At 61.4% G+C, this 23,730-nt stretch carries 21 protein-coding genes; 17 read left to right on the top strand and 4 right to left on the bottom strand.

Annotated features, from left to right (window positions below; translation table 11 throughout):
* The first annotated feature begins 23 nt into the window (after positions 1-23).
* The 6 genes from BLS08_RS01010 to BLS08_RS00985 all read left to right on the top strand — a co-directional run bounded on the left by BLS08_RS01010 (position 24) and on the right by BLS08_RS00985 (position 6,323).
* A complete protein-coding gene (locus BLS08_RS01010; protein WP_017676284.1) occupies positions 24-1,778 on the top strand; it encodes a bifunctional alpha/beta hydrolase/class I SAM-dependent methyltransferase in 1,755 nt (584 codons plus the stop codon).
* Positions 1,778-3,115, top strand: coding sequence for a phosphatase PAP2/dual specificity phosphatase family protein (locus BLS08_RS01005; protein ID WP_017676283.1), 1,338 nt, complete (start codon positions 1,778-1,780; stop codon positions 3,113-3,115). The genes BLS08_RS01010 and BLS08_RS01005 overlap by 1 nt, the downstream gene beginning before the upstream one ends.
* On the top strand, positions 3,105-3,539 hold the full coding sequence (locus tag BLS08_RS01000; RefSeq protein ID WP_017676282.1) for a hypothetical protein: 435 nt from the start codon (positions 3,105-3,107) through the stop codon (positions 3,537-3,539). The genes BLS08_RS01005 and BLS08_RS01000 overlap by 11 nt, the downstream gene beginning before the upstream one ends.
* Positions 3,540-3,548: 9 nt before the next feature.
* Entirely contained in the window at positions 3,549-4,169 is a 621-nt protein-coding gene (locus BLS08_RS00995) for a lysophospholipid acyltransferase family protein (RefSeq protein ID WP_017676281.1), read from the top strand.
* 1 nt (position 4,170) lies between these two features.
* Positions 4,171-5,103 (top strand): phosphatidate cytidylyltransferase, encoded by a 933-nt coding sequence (locus tag BLS08_RS00990; RefSeq protein WP_017676280.1) that lies wholly within the window; start codon positions 4,171-4,173, stop codon positions 5,101-5,103.
* A gap of 68 nt (positions 5,104-5,171) precedes the next feature.
* Positions 5,172-6,323 carry a GGDEF domain-containing protein gene (locus BLS08_RS00985; protein WP_090335925.1) on the top strand — a complete coding sequence of 384 codons (1,152 nt, stop codon included), beginning with the start codon at positions 5,172-5,174 and terminating at the stop codon, positions 6,321-6,323.
* 297 nt (positions 6,324-6,620) lie between these two features.
* Here the strand turns inward: BLS08_RS00985 and gyrB are convergent, their stop codons facing one another.
* From gyrB to dnaA, 4 genes are read right to left on the bottom strand one after another with little or no spacing between them, the layout of a single operon-like run.
* A complete protein-coding gene (gene gyrB / locus BLS08_RS00980) occupies positions 6,621-9,041 on the bottom strand; it encodes a DNA topoisomerase (ATP-hydrolyzing) subunit B (RefSeq protein ID WP_017676278.1) in 2,421 nt (806 codons plus the stop codon).
* A 4-nt stretch (positions 9,042-9,045) separates the two neighbouring features.
* Positions 9,046-10,149 carry a DNA replication/repair protein RecF gene (gene recF, locus BLS08_RS00975; protein ID WP_090335923.1) on the bottom strand — a complete coding sequence of 368 codons (1,104 nt, stop codon included), beginning with the start codon at positions 10,147-10,149 and terminating at the stop codon, positions 9,046-9,048.
* Entirely contained in the window at positions 10,149-11,252 is a 1,104-nt protein-coding gene (gene dnaN, locus BLS08_RS00970; RefSeq protein WP_017676276.1) for a DNA polymerase III subunit beta, read from the bottom strand. The genes recF and dnaN overlap by 1 nt, the downstream gene beginning before the upstream one ends.
* Positions 11,253-11,290: 38 nt before the next feature.
* Positions 11,291-12,781, bottom strand: a complete 1,491-nt coding sequence (gene dnaA / locus BLS08_RS00965) for a chromosomal replication initiator protein DnaA (protein ID WP_026088505.1) — start codon at positions 12,779-12,781, stop codon at positions 11,291-11,293.
* 520 nt (positions 12,782-13,301) lie between these two features.
* Here dnaA and rpmH point away from each other — a divergent pair.
* The 11 genes from rpmH to atpB all read left to right on the top strand — a co-directional run bounded on the left by rpmH (position 13,302) and on the right by atpB (position 23,693).
* Entirely contained in the window at positions 13,302-13,436 is a 135-nt protein-coding gene (gene rpmH / locus BLS08_RS00960) for a 50S ribosomal protein L34 (protein WP_003246698.1), read from the top strand.
* A 13-nt stretch (positions 13,437-13,449) separates the two neighbouring features.
* Positions 13,450-13,854 carry a ribonuclease P protein component gene (rnpA, locus tag BLS08_RS00955; protein WP_036994791.1) on the top strand — a complete coding sequence of 135 codons (405 nt, stop codon included), beginning with the start codon at positions 13,450-13,452 and terminating at the stop codon, positions 13,852-13,854.
* Complete coding sequence (gene yidD, locus BLS08_RS00950) at positions 13,847-14,092, top strand: membrane protein insertion efficiency factor YidD (protein WP_090335921.1); 246 nt, start codon at positions 13,847-13,849, stop codon at positions 14,090-14,092. Before rnpA ends, yidD begins: the two co-directional genes overlap by 8 nt.
* Before the next feature lie 2 nt (positions 14,093-14,094).
* On the top strand, positions 14,095-15,840 hold the full coding sequence (yidC, locus tag BLS08_RS00945) for a membrane protein insertase YidC (protein ID WP_090335920.1): 1,746 nt from the start codon (positions 14,095-14,097) through the stop codon (positions 15,838-15,840).
* A 157-nt stretch (positions 15,841-15,997) separates the two neighbouring features.
* Complete coding sequence (mnmE, locus tag BLS08_RS00940; protein ID WP_090335918.1) at positions 15,998-17,365, top strand: tRNA uridine-5-carboxymethylaminomethyl(34) synthesis GTPase MnmE; 1,368 nt, start codon at positions 15,998-16,000, stop codon at positions 17,363-17,365.
* A gap of 747 nt (positions 17,366-18,112) precedes the next feature.
* Positions 18,113-20,005: a tRNA uridine-5-carboxymethylaminomethyl(34) synthesis enzyme MnmG gene (mnmG, locus tag BLS08_RS00935; protein WP_059391031.1), complete on the top strand. Its 1,893-nt coding sequence runs from the start codon at positions 18,113-18,115 to the stop codon at positions 20,003-20,005.
* Positions 20,002-20,649, top strand: coding sequence for a 16S rRNA (guanine(527)-N(7))-methyltransferase RsmG (gene rsmG, locus BLS08_RS00930; RefSeq protein WP_031306271.1), 648 nt, complete (start codon positions 20,002-20,004; stop codon positions 20,647-20,649). Before mnmG ends, rsmG begins: the two co-directional genes overlap by 4 nt.
* Before the next feature lie 11 nt (positions 20,650-20,660).
* On the top strand, positions 20,661-21,449 hold the full coding sequence (locus BLS08_RS00925) for a ParA family protein (RefSeq protein WP_090335916.1): 789 nt from the start codon (positions 20,661-20,663) through the stop codon (positions 21,447-21,449).
* An 11-nt stretch (positions 21,450-21,460) separates the two neighbouring features.
* Positions 21,461-22,330, top strand: a complete 870-nt coding sequence (locus BLS08_RS00920) for a ParB/RepB/Spo0J family partition protein (RefSeq protein ID WP_017676268.1) — start codon at positions 21,461-21,463, stop codon at positions 22,328-22,330.
* A 130-nt stretch (positions 22,331-22,460) separates the two neighbouring features.
* A complete protein-coding gene (locus BLS08_RS00915; protein WP_045733559.1) occupies positions 22,461-22,850 on the top strand; it encodes a F0F1 ATP synthase subunit I in 390 nt (129 codons plus the stop codon).
* A gap of 24 nt (positions 22,851-22,874) precedes the next feature.
* A complete protein-coding gene (atpB, locus tag BLS08_RS00910) occupies positions 22,875-23,693 on the top strand; it encodes a F0F1 ATP synthase subunit A (RefSeq protein WP_090335913.1) in 819 nt (272 codons plus the stop codon).
* Positions 23,694-23,730: the final 37 nt, after the last annotated feature.

The following is a 23,730-nucleotide window of genomic DNA, read 5'->3' as shown; positions in this document are numbered from 1 at the left end:
GTCCTACGGAATAAGGAGATTCCATGCGCCCCGTACAACTGCACACCTTCACCACGCATGACGGCGTCGAGCTGAGCTATCGCCACTGGCCGGCGACGACGCCTGCCGATGGCCCACGCCAGGCCGTGGTGCTGTTTCACCGTGGGCACGAACATGGTGGGCGAATGGCCCACCTGGTGGACGAACTGGAGCTGCCGCACTGCGACTTCTTCGCCTGGGATGCCCGTGGCCATGGCCTGTCGCCCGGCGCACGCGGCGACAGCCCGAGCTTCGCCACCAGCGTGCGCGACGTGCAGACCTTCGTCGAGCATATCGGCAGCCAGCACGCCATTGCCGAACAGGACCTGGCGGTGGTTGCGCAGAGCGTCGGCGCGGTGATCGTTTCCACCTGGGCCCACGACTACGCGCCCAAGGTGCGCTGCCTGGTGCTCGCCTCGCCGGCCTTCAAGGTCAAACTCTACGTGCCCTTCGCCCGCCCTGGGCTGAAGCTGCTGCACGCCTGGCGTGGCAACTTCTTCGTCAACAGTTACGTGAAGGCGAGGTTCCTTAGCCATGATCCCGAGCGTATCGCCTCCTTCGAAAACGACTCGCTGATCGCCCGACCGATCTCGGTGACCATGCTGCTCGGCCTGTACGAGGCCGCCGATCGCATCGTCGCCGACGCCCAGGCGATCCAGGTGCCGACCCAACTGCTGATCTCCGGCGCCGACTTCGTCGTTCATCGCAAACCGCAGGAGGACTTCTTCGAGCGCCTCGGCAGCCTGCGCAAGGAAAAGCACCTGCTACCGGGTTTCTTCCATGACACCCTCGGCGAGCGCGACCGCGCCCATGCCCTGAGCCGCGCGCGGCGCTTTATCCTGCGCAACTTCGAGGAGCCGGTGACGCGCCCCTCGCTGCTCGATGCCGACCGCCTGGGCGCCACCTGCGCCGAGGCCGAGAAACTGGCCGCACCGCTGCCGAAAAATTCGCTGCGCGACCTTTACTGGCGCGCCACCCGTGCCGGCATGCGCCTGGGTAGCACGCTATCCGAAGGAGTGAAGCTGGGCTTCGACACCGGCTTCGATTCCGGCAGCACGCTCGATTATGTCTACCGCAACCAGCCGACCGGCAAGGGCGCGCTGGGCCGCCTGATCGACCAGAACTATCTGGATTCCATCGGCTGGCGTGGCATTCGTCAGCGCAAGCTGCACGCCGAAGAGCTGCTGCGCCTGGCCATGGCCAGGTTGCGCGAGGCGGGCAAGGCAGTGCGCATCGTCGATATCGCTGCAGGCCATGGCCGCTACATCCTTGAATCGCTGGAAGGCCAGGAGCAGCGCCCCGACGCGATCCTGCTGCGCGACTACAGCGACATCAACGTGCGTGACGGCAATGCACTGATCCAACAAAAGGGCCTGGGCGACATAGCCCGCTTCGTCAAAGGCGATGCCTTCGACCGTGAAGACCTGGCCGCGCTCGAGCCGAAGCCGACCCTGGCAGTGGTCTCCGGCCTGTACGAGCTGTTCGGCAGCAACCAGATGGTCGGCGACTCGCTGGCCGGACTGGCAGCCGCCGTCGAGGAGGGCGGCTACCTGGTCTACACCGGCCAGCCCTGGCACCCGCAACTGGAGCTGATCGCTCGCGCCCTGACCAGCCACCGCGATGGCCAGGCCTGGGTCATGCGCCGGCGTAGCCAGGCGGAGATGGATCAGTTGGTGGAAGCAGCTGGTTTCCGCAAGGTGGCACAGCGTATCGACCAGTGGGGCATCTTCAGCGTGTCCCTGGCGCAGCGGGTAAAGTGATGGATAGCGCGCGCGAACAGGGATTGTGGAAGCGCGGCGTACTCTGGCTGCTGTTGCTCGGCCCGCTGTTCTTCGCCAGCTACGGCTTCGCCAACTGGTTCACCGGGCAACGCGAGGACGTCGGCAGCCTGGTCTTCGCCTGGGAGCCGCAGATTCCACTCTGGCCATGGACCATCGTGCCGTACTGGTCTATCGACCTGCTCTACGGACTGTCCTTCCTGTTGCCGGCTTGCCGTCGCGAGATGGATCGCCATGCCCTGCGCCTGCTCGCCGCACAGGTGATCTGCGTGGCCTGCTTTCTGCTCTGGCCGCTGCGCTTCACCTTCGAGCGGCCGCCCCTGGACGGCACCTTCGGCCTGATGTTCGACGTGCTGATGGGCTTCGACAAACCCTTCAACCAGGCGCCTTCGCTGCATATCACCCTGCTGGTGATCATCTGGGCGATGTTCGCCAATCACATCCGCGGGCTGTTCTGGCGTGGCCTGCTGCACGGCTGGATGGCGCTGATCGGCATCTCCGTGCTGACCACCTGGCAGCACCACTTCATCGATCTGCCCACCGGGGCGCTGGCCGGCTTCTTCTGTCTATGGCTGCTGCCGCTGCAGGGCGATACGCCGCTGAAGCAGATACGCCTGGCCAGCGATCCGCGCCGTTGGCGCCTGGCACTGCGCTACGGGCTTGGCGCAACGCTATGCGCCGTGCTGGCCGTCAAGCTGGGCGGTGCCTGGCTGTGGCTGTTCTGGCCGGCGGCTTCACTGGCGCTGGTTGCGCTCAACTACCAGCTGTTCGGTGCTGGCGGTTTCCAGAAGCAGGCCAATGGGCGCCTCAGCCCAGCCGCCACGACGTTGCTCGCCCCCTATCTGCTCGGTGCCTGGATCAATTCGCGGTTGTGGACGTTTCGCAAGCCAGCGCCCAGCCAGATCGTGGAGGGCATCGACCTCGGCCGCCTGCCCGCCATGGGCGATCTCGGTGGTTATGCCGCCCTGGTCGACCTCTGCGCCGAGCTGCCGCTGCAGCACACGCCACAGAACTACTGCAGCCTACCGTCACTGGATCTGGTGGCGCCGGATGCGCTGACCTGCCAACGCGCCGCCGAGGCCATAGAAAACCTGCGCCACAAGGGCCCAGTGCTGGTGTGCTGTGCACTGGGCTACTCGCGCAGTGCCACCGCCGTGGCGGCCTGGCTGCTGCATAGCGGCCGCTGCCAGGGCGTGGATGCGGCCGTGGCGCTGATCCGCCAGGCGCGGCCACAGGTCGTGCTCGGCCCGCAGCATCTGGCCGCGCTGCAATCCATGGTCGATGCACAACCGGGGTTGGAGGTCGCTCATGCAGGCTGATCTGCTGCTGGTCGCGGCACTGTTACGACGTGGCCGCAGCCTCGATCATTGCTCCAGCGCGCTAAGCCTGGTCGCCGTGCTCTTCGGCCTGGCACCTTGGCTGGGTGCACCGCCCAGCCTGATCCTGGCGCTGCTCTGCGCCGTGCTGCTGATCGCCGGCCTGGCCGAAAAATACTGGGCGTTGCGCGTGGCGCTAGACGCCGAGCTGTTCCAACGCCTGGCTGAAGCCGGAGAACAGCTCGACAGCCAGACTCATGCGCTGGATCAGGCCCTACAGAATCTTGGCCTGCAAAATGCGCAACAGGCTGGCCGCAGCTGGAGCCTTCGATCTCAGGGCGCACTCGGCCTGCTGCGCAAACAGGCCCTATGCCTGTTGCTACAGATCGTCATCGTCGTACTCGGGTTCTTCATCGTTCTCGCTTAAGGAGTCGCCATGCTCGCCGCATTGACCGCTTTCGCCATCACCTCGGCAGCTCGCCTGCTGACCGGCGCACGAGCCCTTTGGCTCGGCAGTACCGCGCAGGCGACCCAGCGCCTGTACTACGCCAACCACAGCAGCCACGGCGACTTCGTCCTGCTCTGGGCCTCGCTGCCGCCGGAGCTGCGCAAGCGCACCCGGCCGGTGGCCGGCGCCGACTACTGGCAGAAACCGGGCGTGCGCAGCTTCCTGATCAACAAGGTATTCAACGGCGTGCTGGTCGACCGCGAGCGCAAGGAAGGCGCCAACCCGCTGCAGGCGATGCTCGACGCGCTGGACGGCGGCGACTCGCTGATCATCTTCCCCGAGGGCACGCGCAATCTCGGCGACGAGCCCTTGCTGTCCTTCAAAAGCGGCCTTTATCACCTGGCTCAGGCGCGCCCGGACGTGGAGCTGGTGCCGGTGTGGATCGCCAACCTCAACCGGGTGATGCCCAAGGGCAGGGCGCTGCCGCTGCCGCTGCTGTGCACCCTGAGCTTCGGTGCGGCGCTGGAGCCCATCGAGGGGGAGGGCAAAGACGCCTTCCTGGAACGCGCGCGTAACGCCCTGCTGGCACTGGCACCCGAGGAGGCCTGAGATGGATAACAACACTTTGCTGCTGTTCGCCGGTATCGGTGCCCTGTTGTTGCTGGCCAGCCTGGTCGGCTTCGTCCTCAAGCGGCGCAGTGGCGATCAGCCCAACCCGGTGATCGACAACCTCAACGCGCGGATCAATGCCTGGTGGGTGATGGTGCTGGTGATCGGCATCGCCTTCCTGTTCGGCAACAATGGCGTGATCCTGCTGTTCTACTTCGTCTCCTTCTATGCCCTGCGCGAGTTCATGACCCTGACGCCGACCCGGCGCAGCGATTACCCGGCGCTAGTGGCGGCCTTCTACTTCGCCCTGCCGATGCAGTACCTGCTGATCGCTTTCGGCTGGTACGGCCTGTTCGCCATCTTCATCCCGGTCTATCTGTTCCTGCTGTTGCCGATCCTGGCTTCGCTGGGCGGCGACACCACCCGCTACCTCGAGCGTGCGGCCAAGGTGCAGTGGGGCTTGATGATCGCCGTTTACTGCATTTCCTCTGTACCTGCTCTGCTGACTTTGGATATTCCCGGCTATGAGGGGCGCAACCTGCTGCTGATCGCCTGGCTGATCATCGTCGTGCAGCTCTCCGACGTGCTGCAGTACGTCTGCGGCAAGCTGGCCGGCAAACACAAGATCGCGCCCAACCTGTCACCCTCGAAAACCGTGGAAGGCTTTGTCGGCGGCGTAGCGCTGGCCACGCTGATTGGCGCCATGCTGTGCTGGATCACGCCGTTCGCGTTCTGGCAGGCCGCACTGTTCGCGCTGCTGGTGTGCATCCTCGGCTTCGCCGGCGGCCTGGTGATGTCGGCGATCAAACGCGACCGCGGGGTGAAGGACTGGGGCCACATGATCGAAGGCCACGGCGGTATGCTGGATCGCCTGGACTCGGTGTGCTTCGCCGCGCCGGTTTTCTTCCATATGGTGCGCTACTGGTGGGCCTGATCTGGCGCAAGTACTGGGGCAGAGGATTGCACTAGAGTTAAGCAACTCCAGAGAACAAGAAGGCCGACATGATCGCCCACACCCAGACACTGTTCGGAGCCGTCGCGCTGGTCGCCGTGATCATGGGCAGTTGCCTGATCCTGGTCGGCCAGTTGCGTCATCGCGACGGCATGCTCACCACTGGACTGGGCATGCTCTCCCATGCGCTGGCCTACATTGGCTTCACCCTGTTCGGTCAGGTATCGATGTGGATCAGCTACGTGCTGGCCAACACCTTGCTGTCCACCGCGCTGGCGTTCTACACGGTCAGCCTGCCGCTGATCCACGGCCGACGCCCGCCCTGGCGACTGGCCTTCGCCTTCCCGCTGCTGCTGGGCGCGTTGCTAAGCCTGCTGATCGATACCCAGGAACCCCGCCAACTGGTAGCCTGCCTGCTGCTGTTCACGCAATGCCTGGTCATCCTGCGCCTGAGCCGCACCCATGCCGTGTCCGGCGGGCGTGCCCACCGAATCCTGATGATCGGTGCTGGCATCAGCCTGTTCGGCCTGGGCATTCGTGTGGTGGTCATCCTCAGCGGTGCGCCGGCAGAGATGCACTACGACGTCAGCAACCTGAAGCAGACGGTATCGGTCGCCCTCGGTGCCGCCACCATCATCATGTTCTCCTTCGGCCTGGTGCTGCTGTCGCGCGAGCGCATCGAATCGGAGCTGCGCCAGACCGCCCTGCGCGACACGCTCACCAGGCTGCCCAATCGCCTGGCGATACTCGAACAACTCACCGACGAGCTGGAGCGTGCCCGCCGCCAACACACGCCGCTGTCCATCGCCATGCTCGATCTGGATCACTTCAAGCAGATCAACGACAGCCACGGCCACCTGGTCGGCGATGACGTGCTCAGGCACTGCGCGGACCATCTTCAGCAGCGGCTGCGGCGCAACGACAGCATCGGTCGTTATGGTGGTGAGGAATTCCTGCTGATTCTGCCCGGCACCGACGCCAGCGGCGCGCTGGAGTTGGTCGATCAGCTCCGCCAATCCCTGACTCAGCACCCGGCGCAGGTCGACGACAAGAACATCGCCTTGAGCTTCAGCGCCGGTGTTTACGGCAGCACCAGCCCCGTCGCCGAGGACATCACTGGCATGCTGCTGAAGGCCGACGCCGCGCTCTATCGAGCCAAGCATGCCGGGCGTAACACACAGGTCCTGGCCACAGCGGACTGAGGGAGGGGCTCGGATTTACTGGAGATCCCCGGAAGGCCAACAGCTTTCTTCTGGCAGACCTGAGTCATACCTGGCTACCAGCGTTCAGCGTCGCCTGACTTTCCTGCAGGCAACAAAAAACCCGCCGAAGCGGGTTTTTCATGACCTTCCGACATCCTGTCGTTTGCCATCCTGGCGCGGTCTGTCTTCCGTGACTCGGGACATCCAGTTCCCGGTATGTGTGTGTAGATTAGCTAGCCTGCGCAGGCAACGGGAGAGGTCAGTTGCGCCTCTCCATGTAAGCCTTTTGCCACAACATCAGAAGTCCAGATTCGACACCGCCAGGGCGTTGGACTCGATGAAGTCGCGGCGCGGCTCCACGGCATCGCCCATCAGGGTGTTGAAGATCTGGTCGGCGGCGATGGCGTCCTCGATGGTCACCTTGAGCATGCGGCGCACTTCCGGGTCCATGGTGGTTTCCCACAACTGATCCGGGTTCATCTCACCGAGACCTTTGTATCGCTGGATGCTGTGACGCTTGGTGCTTTCGGTCATCAGCCAGTCCAGCGCTTCCTTGAAGGTGCTGACCGGTTTCTTGCGCTCGCCACGCTGCACGTAGGCGCCTTCTTCCAGCAAGTTGTTCAGCTGTTCGCCCAGGGTAGTGACGGTCTTGTAGTCATTGCTGGCGAAGAAGTCGCGGTTGAAGGTAGTGTAGCTGGAAAGGCCGTGAGATTTGACCTCGACCTCCGGCAGCCACAGGTGACGCTCGCGGTCTTCACGCAGACTGGCACTGTAGGTCTGGCCAGACTTCTCGGTAGTCTTCAGACGTGCAGCGAAGCCTTCCAGCCAGTTCTGCATGAAGGCCTGATCAGCGAGCTGCTCCACCGGAATGCGCGGCAGATAGACGAAGTGCTCGGTGATGTCCTTGGGATAGACACGCGATAGTCGATCCAGGGTCTTCATCACGCCACGGTATTCGCCCACGAGCTTTTCCAGCGCGCCGCCAGACAGGCCTGGGGCATTCTCGTTGACGTGCAGGCTGGCGTCTTCCAGGGCCGACTGGGTCATGTATTCATCCATGGCCTCGTCGTCCTTGATGTACTGCTCCTGCTTGCCTTTCTTCACCTTGTACAGCGGCGGCTGAGCGATATAGATGTAGCCGCGCTCGACCAACTCCGGCAACTGACGAAAGAAGAAGGTCAACAGCAGGGTACGGATGTGCGAACCGTCGACGTCAGCATCGGTCATGATGATGATGTTGTGATAACGCAGCTTGTCGATGTTGTATTCATCACGGCCAATGCCGCAGCCGAGCGCAGTGATCAGCGTGCCGACTTCCTGCGAGGAAATCATGCGGTCGAAGCGCGCGCGTTCGACGTTGAGGATCTTGCCCTTGAGCGGCAGGATCGCCTGGGTCTTGCGGTTACGGCCCTGCTTGGCAGAACCGCCCGCGGAGTCACCCTCCACGATGTAGAGTTCGGACAGCGCCGGGTCTTTTTCCTGGCAGTCGGCCAGTTTGCCGGGCAGGCCGGCAATGTCCAGTGCACCTTTACGGCGAGTCATTTCACGGGCTTTACGAGCCGCTTCGCGGGCACGCGCGGCATCGATCATCTTGCCGACCACGGCCTTGGCTTCGTTGGGGTTTTCCAGCAGGAAGTCGGAGAAGTACTTGCCCATCTCCTGTTCGACCGCAGTTTTTACCTCGCTCGATACCAGTTTGTCCTTGGTCTGCGAGCTGAATTTCGGGTCCGGCACCTTGACCGAGATGATCGCAGTCAGACCTTCGCGGGCATCGTCACCGGTGGTGGAAACCTTGAACTTCTTGGCCAGGCCTTCGGCCTCGATGTAGTTGTTCAGGTGGCGGGTGAGGGCGGAACGGAAACCGGCCAGGTGCGTACCACCGTCACGCTGCGGAATGTTGTTGGTGAAGCAAAGCAGGTTCTCGTTGAAGCTGTCGTTCCACTGCAGGGCAACTTCGACACCAACGCCGTCTTCTTCGCGCTGAACGTTGAAGTGGAACACCTGGTTGACCACGGTCTTGTTGGTGTTCAGGTACTCAACGAAAGCCTTCAGACCACCTTCGTACTTGAACAGCTCTTCCTTGCCGGTGCGCTCGTCGCGCAGCAGGATGCCCACGCCGGAGTTGAGGAAGGACAGTTCGCGCAGACGCTTGGCCAGGATGTCCCAGCTGAAGTGGATGTTGGCGAAGGTCTCTTCGGACGGTTTGAAGTGGATCTGCGTACCGGTACCGTCGGTGTCACCGACAGCGGCCAGAGGCGCTTGCGGTACACCATGCACGTAGGTCTGTTCCCAGATCTTGCCGCTACGGCGGATGGTCAGCACCAGCTCCTTGGAGAGGGCGTTCACCACCGAGACACCCACGCCATGCAGGCCGCCGGATACCTTGTAGCTGTTGTCATCGAACTTACCGCCGGCGTGAAGCACGGTCATGATGACCTCGGCCGCCGAGACGCCTTCTTCCTTGTGCATGTCGACCGGGATACCACGGCCGTTATCGCGCACACTGATCGATTCATCCGGGTGGATGGTGATGGTGATTTCACTGCAGTAGCCTGCCAGCGCTTCGTCGATCGAGTTGTCGACCACCTCGAACACCATGTGGTGCAGACCACTACCATCGTCAGTGTCACCGATGTACATCCCGGGACGTTTGCGTACGGCGTCCAGTCCTTTCAGCACCTTGATGCTGGAGGAGTCGTACGTTTGGTTCTCGCTCATGCCTTCACTCCCGATGGTCTTGGGTCTGGGTGATACGGCCATGTTCCACGTGGAACATGGCAACCGGCGTATCCGTCTGCCAGCCTTCCCTCAACAATTCATGATCTACACAGGTGATGAACACCTGGCAGCGCAAATCTTCCAGCAGCCGGCACAATGCCTGACGATGCTGTTCATCCAGCTCCGACGGTAGGTCGTCCACCAGATAGATACACTGGCCACGCTTGGCTTCGTTGACCAAGTGGCCCTGGGCGATGCGCAAAGCGCACACCACCAGTTTCTGTTGTCCTCGCGACAGAATCTCTGCCGCGTTGTGCCCCGCCAGTCGCAGACGCAAATCAGCGCGCTGCGGTCCGGCCTGGGTATGCCCGAGTTGCTGGTCGCGGAGGAGGGATGTGGCGAGCACTTCGCTCAATTCCCGATCCTTGTCCCAACCGCGGTAATAACTCAGGGTCAGTCCTTCCAGCTCCAGCAGCTCGGCCAGGGTCCGTTCGAACACCGGTTTCAGGGCCTGAATATAGGCACGTCGGTAGGTGTCGATTTCCTCGCTGGCACTGCATAGTTCGCGGTCCCATGCGGCCTGCGAAGCACCGTCAAGTGTACCATGGCGCAGCCACGAGTTCCGCTGCTGCAGGGCTTTCTGCAGGCGTTGCCAGGCGCCGAGAAAGCGATGTTCCACGTGGAACACACCCCAATCGAGAAACTGCCGGCGAATCTTCGGTGCACCTTCAAGCAGTCGAAAGCTATCGGGGTTTATCAGCTGTAGTGGCAACAGATCGGCTAGCTGCGCAGCGCTACGCGCGTTCTGCCCATCGATACGAATCTGCAGCTCACCCTGACGATCGCGAGAGATACCCAGATTGCTGGAGCCGCCTTCGGCCAACTGCACCTGACCGAAAATGGTACAGGCGGGTTGCTCGTAATGGATGACCGGCTGCAGGCGGGTGCTGCGGAAGGAGCGGGCGAGGCCGAGCAGATGGATCGCCTCGAGCACGCTGGTCTTGCCGCTGCCGTTGGCGCCGTGGAGGATGTTGATGCGGGAGGAGGGGGAGAGGGTCACCGGGTGCAGATTGCGCACCGCGGTGACCGTGATACGGCTTAGGGACATTAAAGACGCATCGGCATGACAACGTAGGCAGAATCGTCGTTGTCGGCTTCCTGCAGCAGGGCACTGCTGTTGGAGTCGGAGAGGATCAGGCGCACCTGCTCGGTGCCCATCACGCCCAGCACATCCAGCAGATAGCTGACGTTGAAACCGATCTCCAGGCCGCTGCCCGCATAGTCGACAACGATCTCTTCCTCGGCCTCTTCCTGCTCAGGGTTGTTGGCTTGAATCTTCAGCAGACCAGACGCCAGGGTCAGGCGAATGCCACGGTACTTCTCGTTGGACAGAATCGCGGTGCGGCTGAAGGCTTCGCGCAGGCCCTGACGATCCGCCAGCACCAGTTTGTCACCACCACGCGGCAGCACGCGCTCGTAATCCGGGAACTTGCCGTCGACCAGTTTCGAGGTGAAGGTGAACTCGCCGGTGTTGGCACGGATGTGATGCTGACCGAGAACGATGGCGACTTCGGCGTCCTGCTCGGTGAGTAGGCGAGCCAGTTCGAGAATACCTTTGCGCGGCACGATGACCTGATGCTTGCCTTCCTGCTGGATGATCGCTTCCATGGAGCACATGGCCAGACGGTGACCGTCGGTAGCGACCGCTCGCAGCAGACCGCTCTGTACTTCCAGGAGCATGCCGTTGAGGTAGTAGCGCACATCCTGCTGGGCCATGGCGAAGCTGGTACGTTCGATCAAACGACGCAGCTTGGCTTGCGGCAGGTTGAAGGTCAGCGACCCCGGACCTTCCTCGACGGTAGGAAAGTCGTTGGCCGGCAGCGTCGACAGAGTGAAACGGCTGCGCCCGGCCTTGACCAGCAGCTTCTGCTCGTCGACACGAATATCGATCAGCGCGTCGCTCGGCAGGCTTTTGCAGATGTCCATCAGCTTGCGCGCCGGCACGGTAATTTCACCCGGTTCGGCGGCATCTTCGAGTGTGACGCGGCCAACCAGTTCGACCTCGAGGTCGGTACCGGTAAGCGACAGCTGCTGGCCTTCGACCACCAGCAGGACGTTGGACAGAACCGGCAGCGTCTGGCGTCGTTCCACGACACCGGCGACCAGTTGCAGGGGTTTCAACAGGGCTTCGCGTTGAATAGTGAAATGCATGGTCTAGTCCCTTGCCTCGTGGAGCTGCATTGATTTGATCAGGTAGTCAGGGTGCGCAGCAGGTTCTTGTAGTCCTCGCGGATGTCCGCGTCGGATCCCCTAAGTTCAGCAATCTTACGGCATGCGTGCAACACCGTGGTGTGATCGCGACCGCCGAAGGCCACACCGATTTCCGGCAGGCTGTGATTGGTCAGTTCCTTCGACAATGCCATGGCCACCTGACGCGGCCGGGCGATCGAGCGCGACCGACGCTTGGAAAGCAGATCGGTGATTTTGATCTTGTAGTACTCAGCGGTGGTGCGCTGAATATTATCGATGCTGACCAGCTTGTCCTGCAGGGCCAGCAGATCCTTGAGCGACTCGCGGATCAGCTCGATGGTGATGTCGCGACCCATGAAGTGCGAGTGGGCGATCACACGCTTCAGCGCGCCTTCCAGTTCGCGCACGTTGGAGCGAATGCGCTGGGCGATGAAGAACGCGGCATCGTGCGGCAGATCTACCTTGGCCTGGTCGGCCTTCTTCATCAGGATCGCCACGCGGGTTTCCAGCTCAGGGGGCTCGACCGCCACGGTCAGGCCCCAGCCGAAGCGCGACTTCAAGCGCTCTTCCAAACCTTCGATCTCTTTCGGGTAACGGTCGCTGGTGAGAATCACCTGCTGACCCCCTTCGAGCAGCGCGTTGAAGGTGTGGAAGAACTCCTCCTGGGAACGCTCCTTCTTGGCGAAGAACTGGATGTCGTCGATCAGCAGCGCATCGACCGAACGATAGAAGCGTTTGAATTCGTTGATGGCGTTGAGCTGCAACGCCTTGACCATGTCGGCGACGAAGCGCTCGGAGTGCAGGTACACGACCTTGGCGTTAGGGTTCTTCGCCAACAGGTGATTACCCACAGCATGCATCAGGTGAGTCTTGCCCAGACCAACGCCGCCATACAGGAACAACGGGTTGTAACCGTGCTTGGGGTTGTCCGCCACCTGCCAGGCGGCCGCGCGCGCCAACTGGTTCGACTTACCCTCGACGAAGTTATCGAAGGTAAAGGTGCGGTTGAGGTAGCTGGTGTGCTTGAGGCCACCTTCGACCTGTACGGTACGTTCGGTGCGTGGCGCCACCGCGGGGGTCGGCGGTTGTGGCGCGGAGCCGCCCATGGAGTCGAAGCTGGCACGCGACGGTTCCTGCTGTGCAGGCGGCGGCACCGGCTTGCTGACGGATGCGGCGGCCTGAACCTGAGCGGCACGCGCAGCAGCAGGCAAAGGGGCCGTTGGCGCGACTCGGGCAGTCGCTGCACGCTTGCTGCCTATTAATAAGGAAAGCGCAGGAACCAGACCACCAGCGCGCTCACCGAGCAACTCGAGCAAACGGCTCAGGTACTTCTCGTTGACCCAATCGAGTACGAAACGATTCGGCGCATACACGCGCAGCTCGTCGCCTTCGGCTTCGACCTGCAGAGGACGGATCCAGGTGTTGAATTGCTGGGCTGGCAACTCGTCGCGCAAAAGCTCGACGCATTGCTGCCATAGTTCCACTGACACTGACTATCCCCTATCCAGGCGGCGATGCAAAAACAGCCGCCATTGTAACGGCCAACGACCGAGTTATCCACACAGCAGGGACTAGATGGCCAAGTAAAATCAAAGCCTTAGTTCCATTCATCAGACTTATCAGTAGCTGCGTAAGCCTTGTGGATAAGCACCCCGTAAGCTTCTGTAAAAGCCTGGGGATGAACGGGCGGATAACCCTGCTGTGGGTAACACGGCATTCTATCCTCAGGCTGTCTGCAGGACACGCACAGACGAACCACGCCTTTTGGACAGACTTATCATCACCGGATGAGCAAGCAGGGCGCTGCAGCCAAAGGGTTGTCCACAGACGCTGGCAGCACCATTCAACATAAACATAGAAAAAGAGCTTTAAACCCTTTTCCTTCTTTCTATTTCTATCTGGCGAATAAGGTTGGTTGGAAATTGACCTACCGCGCGGCTTTCTCTAGAATTGCCGGTCTCTTTAAACCAGGGTCATTCCGACCCTAGTCGATCACCCAGGTAACGCACCATGAAACGCACTTTCCAACCCAGCACCATCAAGCGCGCTCGCACCCACGGTTTCCGTGCCCGCATGGCCACCAAGAACGGCCGTGCCGTCCTGTCGCGTCGTCGCGCCAAGGGCCGCAAGCGTCTGACTGTCTAATTCATCCAGACAGGTGGTGAGTCGAGGCTTCGGCCGGGAAAAGCGACTGCTGACTCCCCGGCAATTCAAGGCAGTCTTCGACTCCCCAAGCGGTAAAGCTCCGGGCAAAAGTGTCCTGCTGCTAGCGCGCGATAACCAGCTTGATCATCCCCGCCTAGGTTTGGTGATCGGCAAAAAGAGCGTCAAGCTCGCCGTCGAGCGCAACCGCATCAAGCGTCAAATCCGCGAGTCCTTTCGCCTCAATCAGGACAACCTGACAGGCTGGGACATCGTGGTGGTCGCCCGCAAAGGGCTAGGTGATCTGGAGAATGGCGAACTTGCTCAGCAGTTCGGCAAACTCTGGAAACGCTTGGCCCGAAGCCGGCCCAGTCGCGACGCAGACTTATCCCCCGGGACAAGCGACAATCCCCATGCGTAAAGCGGCTCTAGCCTGTATTCAGGTTTATCGCTACGCCATCAGTCCGCTGATGGCCAGTCATTGTCGCTTCTATCCCAGCTGCTCCTGCTATGCCTACGAAGCCATCGAGCAACATGGCTTCCTGTGTGGTGGCTGGCTGACAGCGCGCCGTCTCGGTCGCTGTCACCCCTGGAATCCCGGCGGTTTCGATCCAGTTCCACCCGTTAAAAAATCCCGTTCCCCTTCGATGGCCGAATAATCATGGATATCCAACGTTCGATCCTGATCGTCGCCCTGGCAGTCGTGTCCTACCTCATGGTCCTGCAATGGAACGAGGACTATGGCCAGGCTGCCCTGCCAGCCGAGGTTAGTACCTCGACCGCTGCGACGCCTGCCCTGCCCGACACACCTGCTGCAACCGCCAGCACCGGCGGCGACGACATCCCCACTGCCGTGGCCGAGCCCACTGCTGCTGCCGTTGCGCCTACCGCCGCTGTCAGCGACGAGCTGATTCGCGTCAAGACCGATGTGCTGGACCTGGCCATCGACCCGCGTGGTGGCGATATCGTGCAGCTGCGTCTGCCGCAGTACCCGCGTCGTCAGGACCGCCCGGACGTTCCGTTCCAGCTGTTCGATAACGGCAACGAGCGTACCTACCTGGCACAGAGCGGCCTGATCGGTCAGAACGCGCCGGATAAATCCAGCGGTCGTTCCCTGTGGAGCAGCGAGAAGCAGAACTACGAACTGGCCGAAGGCCAGGACAGCCTGGTGGTCGATCTCACATTCAGCGAGAACGGCGTCAACTACATCAAGCGCTACAGCTTCAAACGCGGCCTCAACCCACAGTGCTCGGCGCGTGAGCAACAGTTGAAGAAGCCTGGCTGCATCGATCCGTCCGCCTATCAGGTCGACGTGCGTTACCTGATCGACAACCAGAGCGCGCAAGCCTGGAGCGGCAACCTGTTCGCCCAGCTCAAGCGCGACAACAGCGGCGACCCGTCCTCGACCACCGCTACCGGCACCGCTACCTACCTCGGCGCGGCACTTTGGACCGCCGACGAGCCGTACAAGAAGGTGTCGATGAAGGACATCGACAAGCAGTCCTTCAAGGAAACCGTGCAGGGCGGCTGGGTCGCCTGGCTGCAGCACTACTTCGTCACCGCCTGGGTGCCGAGCAAGGACAGCACCAACCTGGTACAGACCCGCAAGGACAGCCAGGGTAACTACATCGTCGGCTTCACCGGCCCGTCCGTGCAGGTCGCTGCCGGCACGCAGGGCGAAACTGGCGCGATCCTCTATGCCGGTCCAAAGCTGCAGGAGCACCTGGGCACCCTGTCCCCGGGGCTGGAGCTGACCGTCGACTACGGCTTCCTGTGGTTCCTCGCGCAGCCGATCTTCTGGCTGCTGGAAGTGATCCATGGCGTGCTCGGCAACTGGGGTTGGTCGATCATTGTCCTGACCATCATCATCAAGCTGATCTTCTTCCCGCTGTCGGCTGCCAGCTACCGCTCCATGGCGCGTATGCGTGCCGTATCGCCGAAACTGCAGGCGCTGAAAGAGCAGCACGGTGACGATCGCCAGAAGATGTCCCAGGCGATGATGGAGCTGTACAAGAAAGAAAAGATCAACCCGCTGGGCGGCTGCCTGCCGATCCTGGTGCAAATGCCGGTGTTCCTCGCCCTCTACTGGGTGCTGCTGGAATCCGTCGAGATGCGTCAGGCGCCCTGGCTGCTGTGGATCACTGACCTGTCGATCAAGGATCCGTTCTTCATCCTGCCGATCATCATGGGCGCGACCATGTTCATCCAGCAGCAGCTCAACCCGACGCCGCCGGACCCCATGCAGGCCCGCGTGCTGAAGTTGATGCCGATCATCTTCACCTTCTTCTTCCTGTGGTTCCCGGCAGGTCTGGTGCTGTACTGGGTGGTCAACAACTGCCTGTCCATCGCCCAGCAGTGGTACATTACGCGCAAGATCGAAGCGGCAGCGAAACCGGCCAACGCCTGATTCGCCAAGGCTTCCAAGCATCAAGCAAACGCCCCATGATTGGGGCGTTTTGCTATCCAAGCATTTGTCGTAGGAGCGAGCTCTGCTCGCGAATCGCTGTTATCCACAGCTTTTATCCCTCGAGCCTACTAGCCCCGTAAACATCGAGTAAACCGCCATGAACCACGCCCGAGATACCATCGCAGCCGTCGCCACCGCCCAAGGTCGGGGTGGTGTGGGTATCGTGCGGGTATCTGGTCCACTGGCCGGTCAATTGGCTCAGGCCATCTGCAGGCGCGAGTTGAAGCCACGCTTCGCTCATCACGGGCCGTTCTATGGCGAGAGCGAGCTGACGCTGGATGAAGGTCTGGCCATCTACTTTCCCGGCCCCAACTCCTTCACTGGTGAAGACGTACTGGAACTTCAGGGCCACGGTGGCCCGGTGGTGCTCGATCTGCTGCTGCGCCGCTGCATGGCGTTGGGGGCGCGCCTGGCGCGTCCTGGTGAGTTCAGCGAACGTGCCTTCCTCAATGACAAGCTCGACCTGGCTCAAGCCGAGGCCATCGCCGATCTGATCGAAGCCAGCTCCGAACAGGCCGCACGCAATGCACTGCGTTCGCTGCAGGGCGAGTTCTCCAAACGCGTGCATGCACTGACCGAGTCCTTGATCCAGCTACGCATCTACGTCGAAGCCGCCATCGATTTTCCCGATGAAGAGATCGACTTTCTCGCCGATGGCCATGTGCTGAGCCAGCTCGACGGCGTGCGCGACGACTTATCCACAGTATTGCGCGAAGCGGGCCAGGGCGCCCTGCTGCGCGACGGCATGACCGTGGTCATCGCCGGCCGGCCCAATGCCGGCAAATCCAGCCTGCTCAATGCCCTGGCCGGCCGTGAAGCGGCCATCGTCACCGATATCGCCGGCACCACCCGCGATGTGCTGCGCGAACATATCCACATAGACGGCATGCCCCTGCACGTGGTCGACACCGCCGGCCTGCGTGATACCGATGATCAGGTCGAGCGCATAGGCGTGGAGCGTGCCCTCAAGGCCATCAGCGAAGCGGATCGCGTGTTGCTGGTAGTGGACTCCACCGCGCCGGAAGCCGCTGATCCCTTTGCCCTGTGGCCAGAGTTTCTGGACCAGCGCCCGGACCCGGCACACGTCACCCTGATCCGTAACAAGGCCGATCTCTCCGGCGAGGCAGTAACACTTGAAACCAGCGCCGATGGCCACGTCACCCTCAGCCTGTCAGCCAAATCAGCCGATGGCCTGGAACTGCTGCGCGAGCACCTGAAAGCCTGCATGGGCTATCAGCAGACCGCCGAGAGCGGCTTCAGCGCTCGGCGGCGCCACCTCGAAGCGTTGCTGCAGGCGCAGCAGCACCTCGAGCACGGCCGCAATCAGCTCACCCTGATGGGCGCTGGCGAGCTGCTGGCCGAGGATCTGCGTATGGCCCAACAAGCTCTGGGCGAGATCACTGGCGCCTTCAGCTCCGATGATCTGCTGGGGCGCATCTTCTCCAGCTTCTGTATTGGCAAGTGAAACCACATACCCAGGCGCTCTACACTCACCGTCCTCTTATCCACAGCTAGCCTGTAGGAGCGGATTTATCCGCGAAAAGAGCATAGGTCGCGCCGTCAATCCGCCTCTTCCTGCCTCCCCGGATTTCATCCGGGCTACGAACTGCAGGCCAGTCACAGGCTGCGTCTCAGGCTGACACCGATGGCAATCGTCGGCTCATCCAGCCCACCTTCCATAAGCTTGCGAGCCATCAAGGGCTGACATGGCACCGTGCCAATGCCCGATTTTCAGACGAAATCCGGGTGTTCTGAAGAGTTATTCATAGTGAAATAAACCCTGTGGAAAACCGCCCTTAAGCACTGCCCATAACCCTATGACAAAGCTGGGCGTAACTGCCACTGTGGGTAACTAGCACTTTCATCCACAGTGGTTCAGCAGCTTGCCCAGCGGAACCGAGCAGGAATGACACAGGCTTATCATTCGCTGTACACCAGTAGCAGCAAGGCTTGTAGAGCTTTATCCACAGAAAAGGCTCTCTCTATACATAAACATAAAGAACAAGCTTTATAAAAATTCTCTCTTTTTTATTCTTTATAAGCCTGAGCGTACTTTTCACCCGGAAGGGGTCATCAGGTAAAGGCTCGAGGAGAGAGGAACACAACCAAGCAGCTGGCTATTTTTTGTGCAGAAGGCTTCATTCAGCAGGCTTAAGTCCCTATACTTGCCGCCTTTCTTTCAGACCCCTTCTCAACAGGCACGAGGTGCGTGGTGGATTTCCCTTCCCGTTTTGACGTGATCGTGATCGGCGGCGGTCATGCCGGTACCGAAGCAGCCCTGGCTGCAGCACGCATGGGCGTGAAGACCCTGCTGCTCACCCACAATGTCGAGACCCTCGGCCAGATGAGCTGCAACCCGGCTATCGGCGGGATCGGCAAGAGCCATCTGGTCAAGGAAATCGATGCCCTGGGCGGCGCCATGGCCATCGCTACCGACAGGGGCGGTATCCAATTCCGTATTCTCAACAGCCGCAAAGGCCCAGCCGTACGTGCGACCCGCGCACAGGCCGACCGCGTGCTGTACAAAGCCGCGGTACGCGAGATCCTGGAAAACCAGGCCAATCTGTGGATTTTTCAACAGGCAGCTGATGACCTGATTGTGGAAAACGCTCAGGTCAAAGGCGTGGTCACCCAGATGGGCCTCAGGTTCCATGCGGATTCTGTGGTTTTGACCACAGGCACTTTCCTCGGCGGACTTATCCACATTGGTCTGCAGAACTACTCCGGCGGCCGTGCCGGTGATCCGCCCTCCATCGCTCTGGCTCACCGTTTGCGCGAGCTACCGCTGCGCGTCGGTCGCCTGAAAACCGGTACGCCGCCACGCATCGATGGCCGTTCGGTGGATTTCTCGGTGATGACCGAGCAACCGGGCGATACCCCCACGCCGCTGATGTCATTTCTCGGCAAGCGCGAGCATCAACCGAAGCAGATCAGTTGCTGGATCACCCATACCAACGCACGTACCCACGAGATCATCGCCGCCAACCTCGACCGCTCGCCGATGTACTCCGGTGTGATCGAAGGTGTCGGCCCGCGTTATTGCCCGTCGATCGAAGACAAGATTCACCGCTTCGCCGACAAGGACAGCCACCAGGTGTTCATCGAGCCGGAAGGCCTGACCACCCATGAGCTGTATCCCAATGGCATCTCTACCTCGCTGCCGTTCGACGTGCAGCTGGAGATCGTGCGTAGCATTCGCGGCATGGAGAACGCGCATATCGTGCGTCCCGGTTATGCCATCGAGTACGACTACTTCGACCCGCGCGATCTCAAGTACAGCCTGGAAACCAAGGTCATCGCCGGCCTGTTCTTCGCTGGCCAGATCAATGGCACCACCGGCTACGAAGAAGCCGGTGCTCAAGGCCTGCTGGCGGGCTGCAACGCTGCCCTGCGCGCGCAGGGCAAGGAGGCATGGTGCCCGCGTCGTGACGAAGCCTACATCGGCGTGCTAGTCGACGACCTGATCACCCTGGGCACCCAGGAGCCGTACCGCATGTTCACCTCGCGCGCCGAATACCGGCTGATCCTGCGTGAGGACAACGCCGACCTGCGCCTGACCGAGAAAGGCCGCGAGCTGGGCCTGATCGACGACGAGCGCTGGGCCGCTTTCGAGGCCAAGCGCGAAGGCATCGTCCAGGAAGAGCAGCGCCTGAAGAGCACCTGGGTGCGCCCGGGCACGCCGCAGGGTGATGCCATCGCCGCGCGCTTCGGTACGCCGCTGGCCCACGAATACAACCTGCTCAACCTGCTGGCTCGCCCGGAGATCGACTACGCCACCCTGGTCGAACTGACCGACGCGCCGGTTGTGGATAACCAGGTGGCCGAGCAGGTCGAGATCAAGACCAAGTACGCCGGCTACATCGACCGCCAGCAGGACGAGATCGCCAAGCTGCGGGCCAGCGAAGACACCAAGCTGCCGGATGATCTGGACTATGCCTCGATCTCCGGGCTGTCCAAGGAGATCCAGTTCAAGCTGGGCAATACCCGCCCGGCCACGCTTGGCCAGGCTTCACGGATCCCCGGGGTCACCCCGGCGGCGATTTCCCTGCTGCTGATTCACCTGAAAAAACGTAGCGCCGGGCAGAAGCTGGAGCAGAGCGCCTGATGTCGGTCACTCAGCGTCACGCCGAAGAACTGCTGCAGGGTGCCCGCGAGCTGGGCATCGAGCTCAGCGTCCTGCAGCAGGAACAACTGCTCGCCTACCTGGGCCTGCTGATCAAGTGGAACAAGGCCTACAACCTCACCGCGGTGCGTGATCCCGACGAGATGGTCTCGCGCCATCTGCTCGACAGCCTGTCGGTGGTGCCGTTCGTGGCCGAGCTTGGGGATAACTGGCTGGACGTCGGCAGTGGCGGCGGCATGCCTGGCGTGCCGCTGGCGATCATGTTCCCCGAGCGGCGTTTCACTCTGCTCGACTCCAACGGCAAGAAAACCCGTTTTCTGGTGCAGGTGAAACTGGAGCTGAAACTCGCCAACCTCGAGGTTGTCCACAACCGGGTCGAAGCGTATCGCCCCGAGCAGCCTTTCGATGGCATCAGCTCGCGGGCTTTCAGCAGCCTGGAAGACTTCAGCAACTGGACGCGCCACCTCGGCAGCGTCGACACCCAGTGGCTGGCGATGAAAGGCGTGCACCCGGATGACGAATTGCAGGCCTTGCCGACGGACTTCCGTCTCAGCGCCACGCATGTGTTGCGGGTTCCCGGTTGCCAAGGCCAACGCCATCTGTTGATACTGCGTCGCTCGGTCTAAGGGGAAAGAAGATGGCCAAGGTATTCGCGATCGCCAATCAGAAAGGCGGCGTGGGCAAAACCACGACGTGCATCAACCTGGCCGCTTCACTGGTGGCAACCAAGCGCCGCGTGCTGCTGATCGACCTCGACCCGCAGGGCAACGCGACCATGGGCAGCGGTGTCGACAAACACGGTCTTGAGTACTCGATCTACGACGTGCTGATCGGCGAATGCGACCTGAGCCAGGCCATGCAGTTCTCCGAGCACGGCGGCTACCAGCTGCTGCCGGCCAACCGTGACCTGACCGCCGCCGAAGTCGCCCTGCTCGAGATGAAGATGAAGGAAAGCCGCCTGCGTTATGCCCTGGCGCCGATCCGCGAGAACTACGACTACATCCTCATCGACTGCCCGCCTTCGCTGAACATGCTGACCATCAACGCCCTGGTCGCCGCCGACGGCGTGATCATCCCCATGCAGTGCGAGTACTACGCGCTCGAGGGGCTGTCCGATCTGGTCAACAGCATCCAGCGCATCGCTCAACTGCTCAATCCCAAGCTGCAGATCGAAGGTCTGCTGCGCACCATGTACGACCCGCGCATCAGCCTGACCAACGACGTCACGGCTCAGCTCAAGCAGCACTTCGGCGACAAGCTGTATGACGCAGTGATCCCGCGCAACGTGCGCCTGGCCGAAGCACCGAGCTTCGGCATGCCGGCGCTGGTCTACGACAAACAATCCCGTGGGGCCATCGCCTACCTGGCCTTGGCCGGCGAGCTGGTGCGCCGTCAGCGCGCCGCCGCGAAAACCGCTACCGCTTAAGGAACATCCGCATGGCTGCGAAGAAACGAGGTCTGGGTCGAGGTCTGGACGCACTGCTCGGCGGCAACACCGTCAATGCACTGCAGGAAGAGGCCGCCCAGGTCGACACCCGTGAACTGCAATACGTGCCCCTGGAGCTGATCCAGCGTGGCAAGTACCAGCCGCGTCGTGACATGGACCAGACCGCTCTGGAAGAGCTCGCCGCCTCCATTCGTGCCCAGGGTGTGATGCAGCCCATCGTCCTGCGCCCCATCGGCGGTGGTCGTTTCGAGATCGTCGCCGGTGAACGCCGTTGGCGGGCCAGCCAGCTGGCCGGTCAGGACAAGATTCCGGCCATGGTCCGTGAGCTGCCGGATGAAGCGGCGATCGCCATGGCGCTGATCGAGAACATCCAGCGCGAGGACCTCAACCCGATCGAGGAAGCCGTCGCCCTGCAGCGCCTGCAGCAGGAATTCGAGCTGACTCAGCAACAGGTCGCCGATGCCGTGGGTAAATCCCGCGTCACCATCACCAACCTGCTACGCCTGATCGCCTTGCCGGAGGAGATCAAGACCCTGCTTTCCCACGGCGATCTGGAGATGGGACATGCCCGTGCCCTGCTCGGTTTGCCCCTCGAACAGCAGGTCGAAGCCGCGCGACATGTTGTCGCACGTGGCCTGACCGTTCGTCAGACCGAGGCTCTGGTGCGCCAGTGGCTGAGCGCCAAACCTGCCCCGGCCAAAGCCAAGGCCGACCCGGACATCAGCCGCCTGGAGCAGAAGCTCGCAGAGCGTCTGGGCTCGCCCGTACAGATCAAGCACGGCAGCAAGGGCAAAGGGCAGTTGGTGATTCGCTACAACTCCCTCGACGAATTGCAGGGTGTACTGGCGCACATTCGTTGAAACAATTCAGTCTGTAGTCCTACTTCTCTCCTACTACAGCAAGGTTGATCGGGCGCAGGCTGAACCCTATACTCGCCGCGCAATTTTGTCGGCTACAGGCCGGGTTTCGGCGCCTTGCAGGGAGAGGTCGATGGGCATCCCCAGTAAGGTCCCGTTTCATCGTCAGCCAGGTTTTCCGATCCTGATTCTTCAGGCCATCGTGACGGCTGTGATTGCAGTGATTTTTGCCGTCAGTGGCGGATGGGTCGCGGCCTATTCGGCATTGCTGGGAGGGCTGATCGCCCTGCTGGCCAACGCGTATTTCGCATTCAAGGCCTTTCGTTACTTTGGCGCGCGTTCGGCCCGAGCCATCGTCCAGTCGATCTGGGCCGGGGCCATGGGTAAATGGATTATCACGGCAGTGCTGTTTGCACTGGCGTTCGTAGGGGTTGAACCACTTGCACCGATGCAGCTGTTCATCGGTTATCTGCTTGGCCTTCTGGCTGCAGCCTGTGCCCCCCTACTCATGAAAGTTTTCTGAAGCATTGGACCGTTTGAGGCGTTTATGGCTGATACCCCAGCAGAATATATCCAGCATCACCTGCAGAACCTGGTCTACGGCTCTCACCCGGATAAGGGCTGGATCATTGCCCAGACCCCGGAAGAGGTGAAAGCGATGGGCTTCTGGGCTGTCCATATGGACACCCTGGGCTGGTCCCTGTTCATGGGCCTGATCTTCATCACCCTGTTCCGCATTGCCGCCAAGCGCGCCGTTACCGGCGTACCGACCGGCCTGCAGAACATGGCCGAGATGTGCATCGAGTTCGTCCAGGGCATCGTCAAGGACACCTTCCACGGCAAGAACCCGCTGGTTGCGCCGCTGGCCCTGACCATCTTCGTCTGGGTGTTCCTGATGAACAGCCTGAAGTGGATCCCGGTCGACTACATTCCTGGCCTGGCCCATGCCATGGGCCTGCCGTACTTCAAGATCGTCCCCACCGCCGACCCTAACGGTACCTTCGGTATCTCCCTGGGCGTGTTCCTGCTGATCATTTTCTACAGCATCAAGGTCAAGGGCATCGGTGGCTTTACCAAGGAACTGTCGTTCACCCCGTTCAATCACTGGGCGCTGATTCCTTTCAACCTGTTCCTGGAAATCATCGGCCTGCTGACCAAGCCGCTGAGCCTGGCCCTGCGTCTGTTCGGCAACATGTATGCCGGTGAAGTGGTGTTTATCCTGATCGCGCTGCTGCCCTTCTACGTTCAGTGGGGTCTCAACGTGCCATGGGCTATCTTCCACATCCTGGTCATTCCGCTGCAGGCGTTCATTTTCATGGTGCTGACCGTGGTTTATCTGAGTGCTGCGCACGAAGATCACCACTGATCAACATCGAAAAACCCGAAAACCCCTAACTCGTAAC

This window comes from Ectopseudomonas chengduensis (assembly GCF_900102635.1).
Classification (GTDB): domain Bacteria; phylum Pseudomonadota; class Gammaproteobacteria; order Pseudomonadales; family Pseudomonadaceae; genus Aquipseudomonas; species Aquipseudomonas chengduensis.
This window is presented reverse-complemented; position numbering and strand designations above follow the sequence as displayed.

Excerpts from the sequence above, each read along its gene's own strand:
- BLS08_RS01010 (WP_017676284.1), top strand. The coding sequence starts at position 24 with ATGCGCCCCGTACAACTGCACACCTTCACCACGCATGACGGCGTCGAG.
- BLS08_RS01005 (WP_017676283.1), top strand. The coding sequence starts at position 1,778 with ATGGATAGCGCGCGCGAACAGGGATTGTGGAAGCGCGGCGTACTCTGG.
- BLS08_RS01000 (WP_017676282.1), top strand. The coding sequence starts at position 3,105 with ATGCAGGCTGATCTGCTGCTGGTCGCGGCACTGTTACGACGTGGCCGC.
- BLS08_RS00995 (WP_017676281.1), top strand. The coding sequence starts at position 3,549 with ATGCTCGCCGCATTGACCGCTTTCGCCATCACCTCGGCAGCTCGCCTG.
- BLS08_RS00990 (WP_017676280.1), top strand. The coding sequence starts at position 4,171 with ATGGATAACAACACTTTGCTGCTGTTCGCCGGTATCGGTGCCCTGTTG.
- BLS08_RS00985 (WP_090335925.1), top strand. The coding sequence starts at position 5,172 with ATGATCGCCCACACCCAGACACTGTTCGGAGCCGTCGCGCTGGTCGCC.
- gyrB (WP_017676278.1), bottom strand. The coding sequence starts at position 9,041 with ATGAGCGAGAACCAAACGTACGACTCCTCCAGCATCAAGGTGCTGAAA.
- recF (WP_090335923.1), bottom strand. The coding sequence starts at position 10,149 with ATGTCCCTAAGCCGTATCACGGTCACCGCGGTGCGCAATCTGCACCCG.
- dnaN (WP_017676276.1), bottom strand. The coding sequence starts at position 11,252 with ATGCATTTCACTATTCAACGCGAAGCCCTGTTGAAACCCCTGCAACTG.
- rpmH (WP_003246698.1), top strand. The coding sequence starts at position 13,302 with ATGAAACGCACTTTCCAACCCAGCACCATCAAGCGCGCTCGCACCCAC.
- yidD (WP_090335921.1), top strand. The coding sequence starts at position 13,847 with ATGCGTAAAGCGGCTCTAGCCTGTATTCAGGTTTATCGCTACGCCATC.
- yidC (WP_090335920.1), top strand. The coding sequence starts at position 14,095 with ATGGATATCCAACGTTCGATCCTGATCGTCGCCCTGGCAGTCGTGTCC.
- mnmE (WP_090335918.1), top strand. The coding sequence starts at position 15,998 with ATGAACCACGCCCGAGATACCATCGCAGCCGTCGCCACCGCCCAAGGT.
- BLS08_RS00925 (WP_090335916.1), top strand. The coding sequence starts at position 20,661 with ATGGCCAAGGTATTCGCGATCGCCAATCAGAAAGGCGGCGTGGGCAAA.
- BLS08_RS00920 (WP_017676268.1), top strand. The coding sequence starts at position 21,461 with ATGGCTGCGAAGAAACGAGGTCTGGGTCGAGGTCTGGACGCACTGCTC.
- BLS08_RS00915 (WP_045733559.1), top strand. The coding sequence starts at position 22,461 with ATGGGCATCCCCAGTAAGGTCCCGTTTCATCGTCAGCCAGGTTTTCCG.
- atpB (WP_090335913.1), top strand. The coding sequence starts at position 22,875 with ATGGCTGATACCCCAGCAGAATATATCCAGCATCACCTGCAGAACCTG.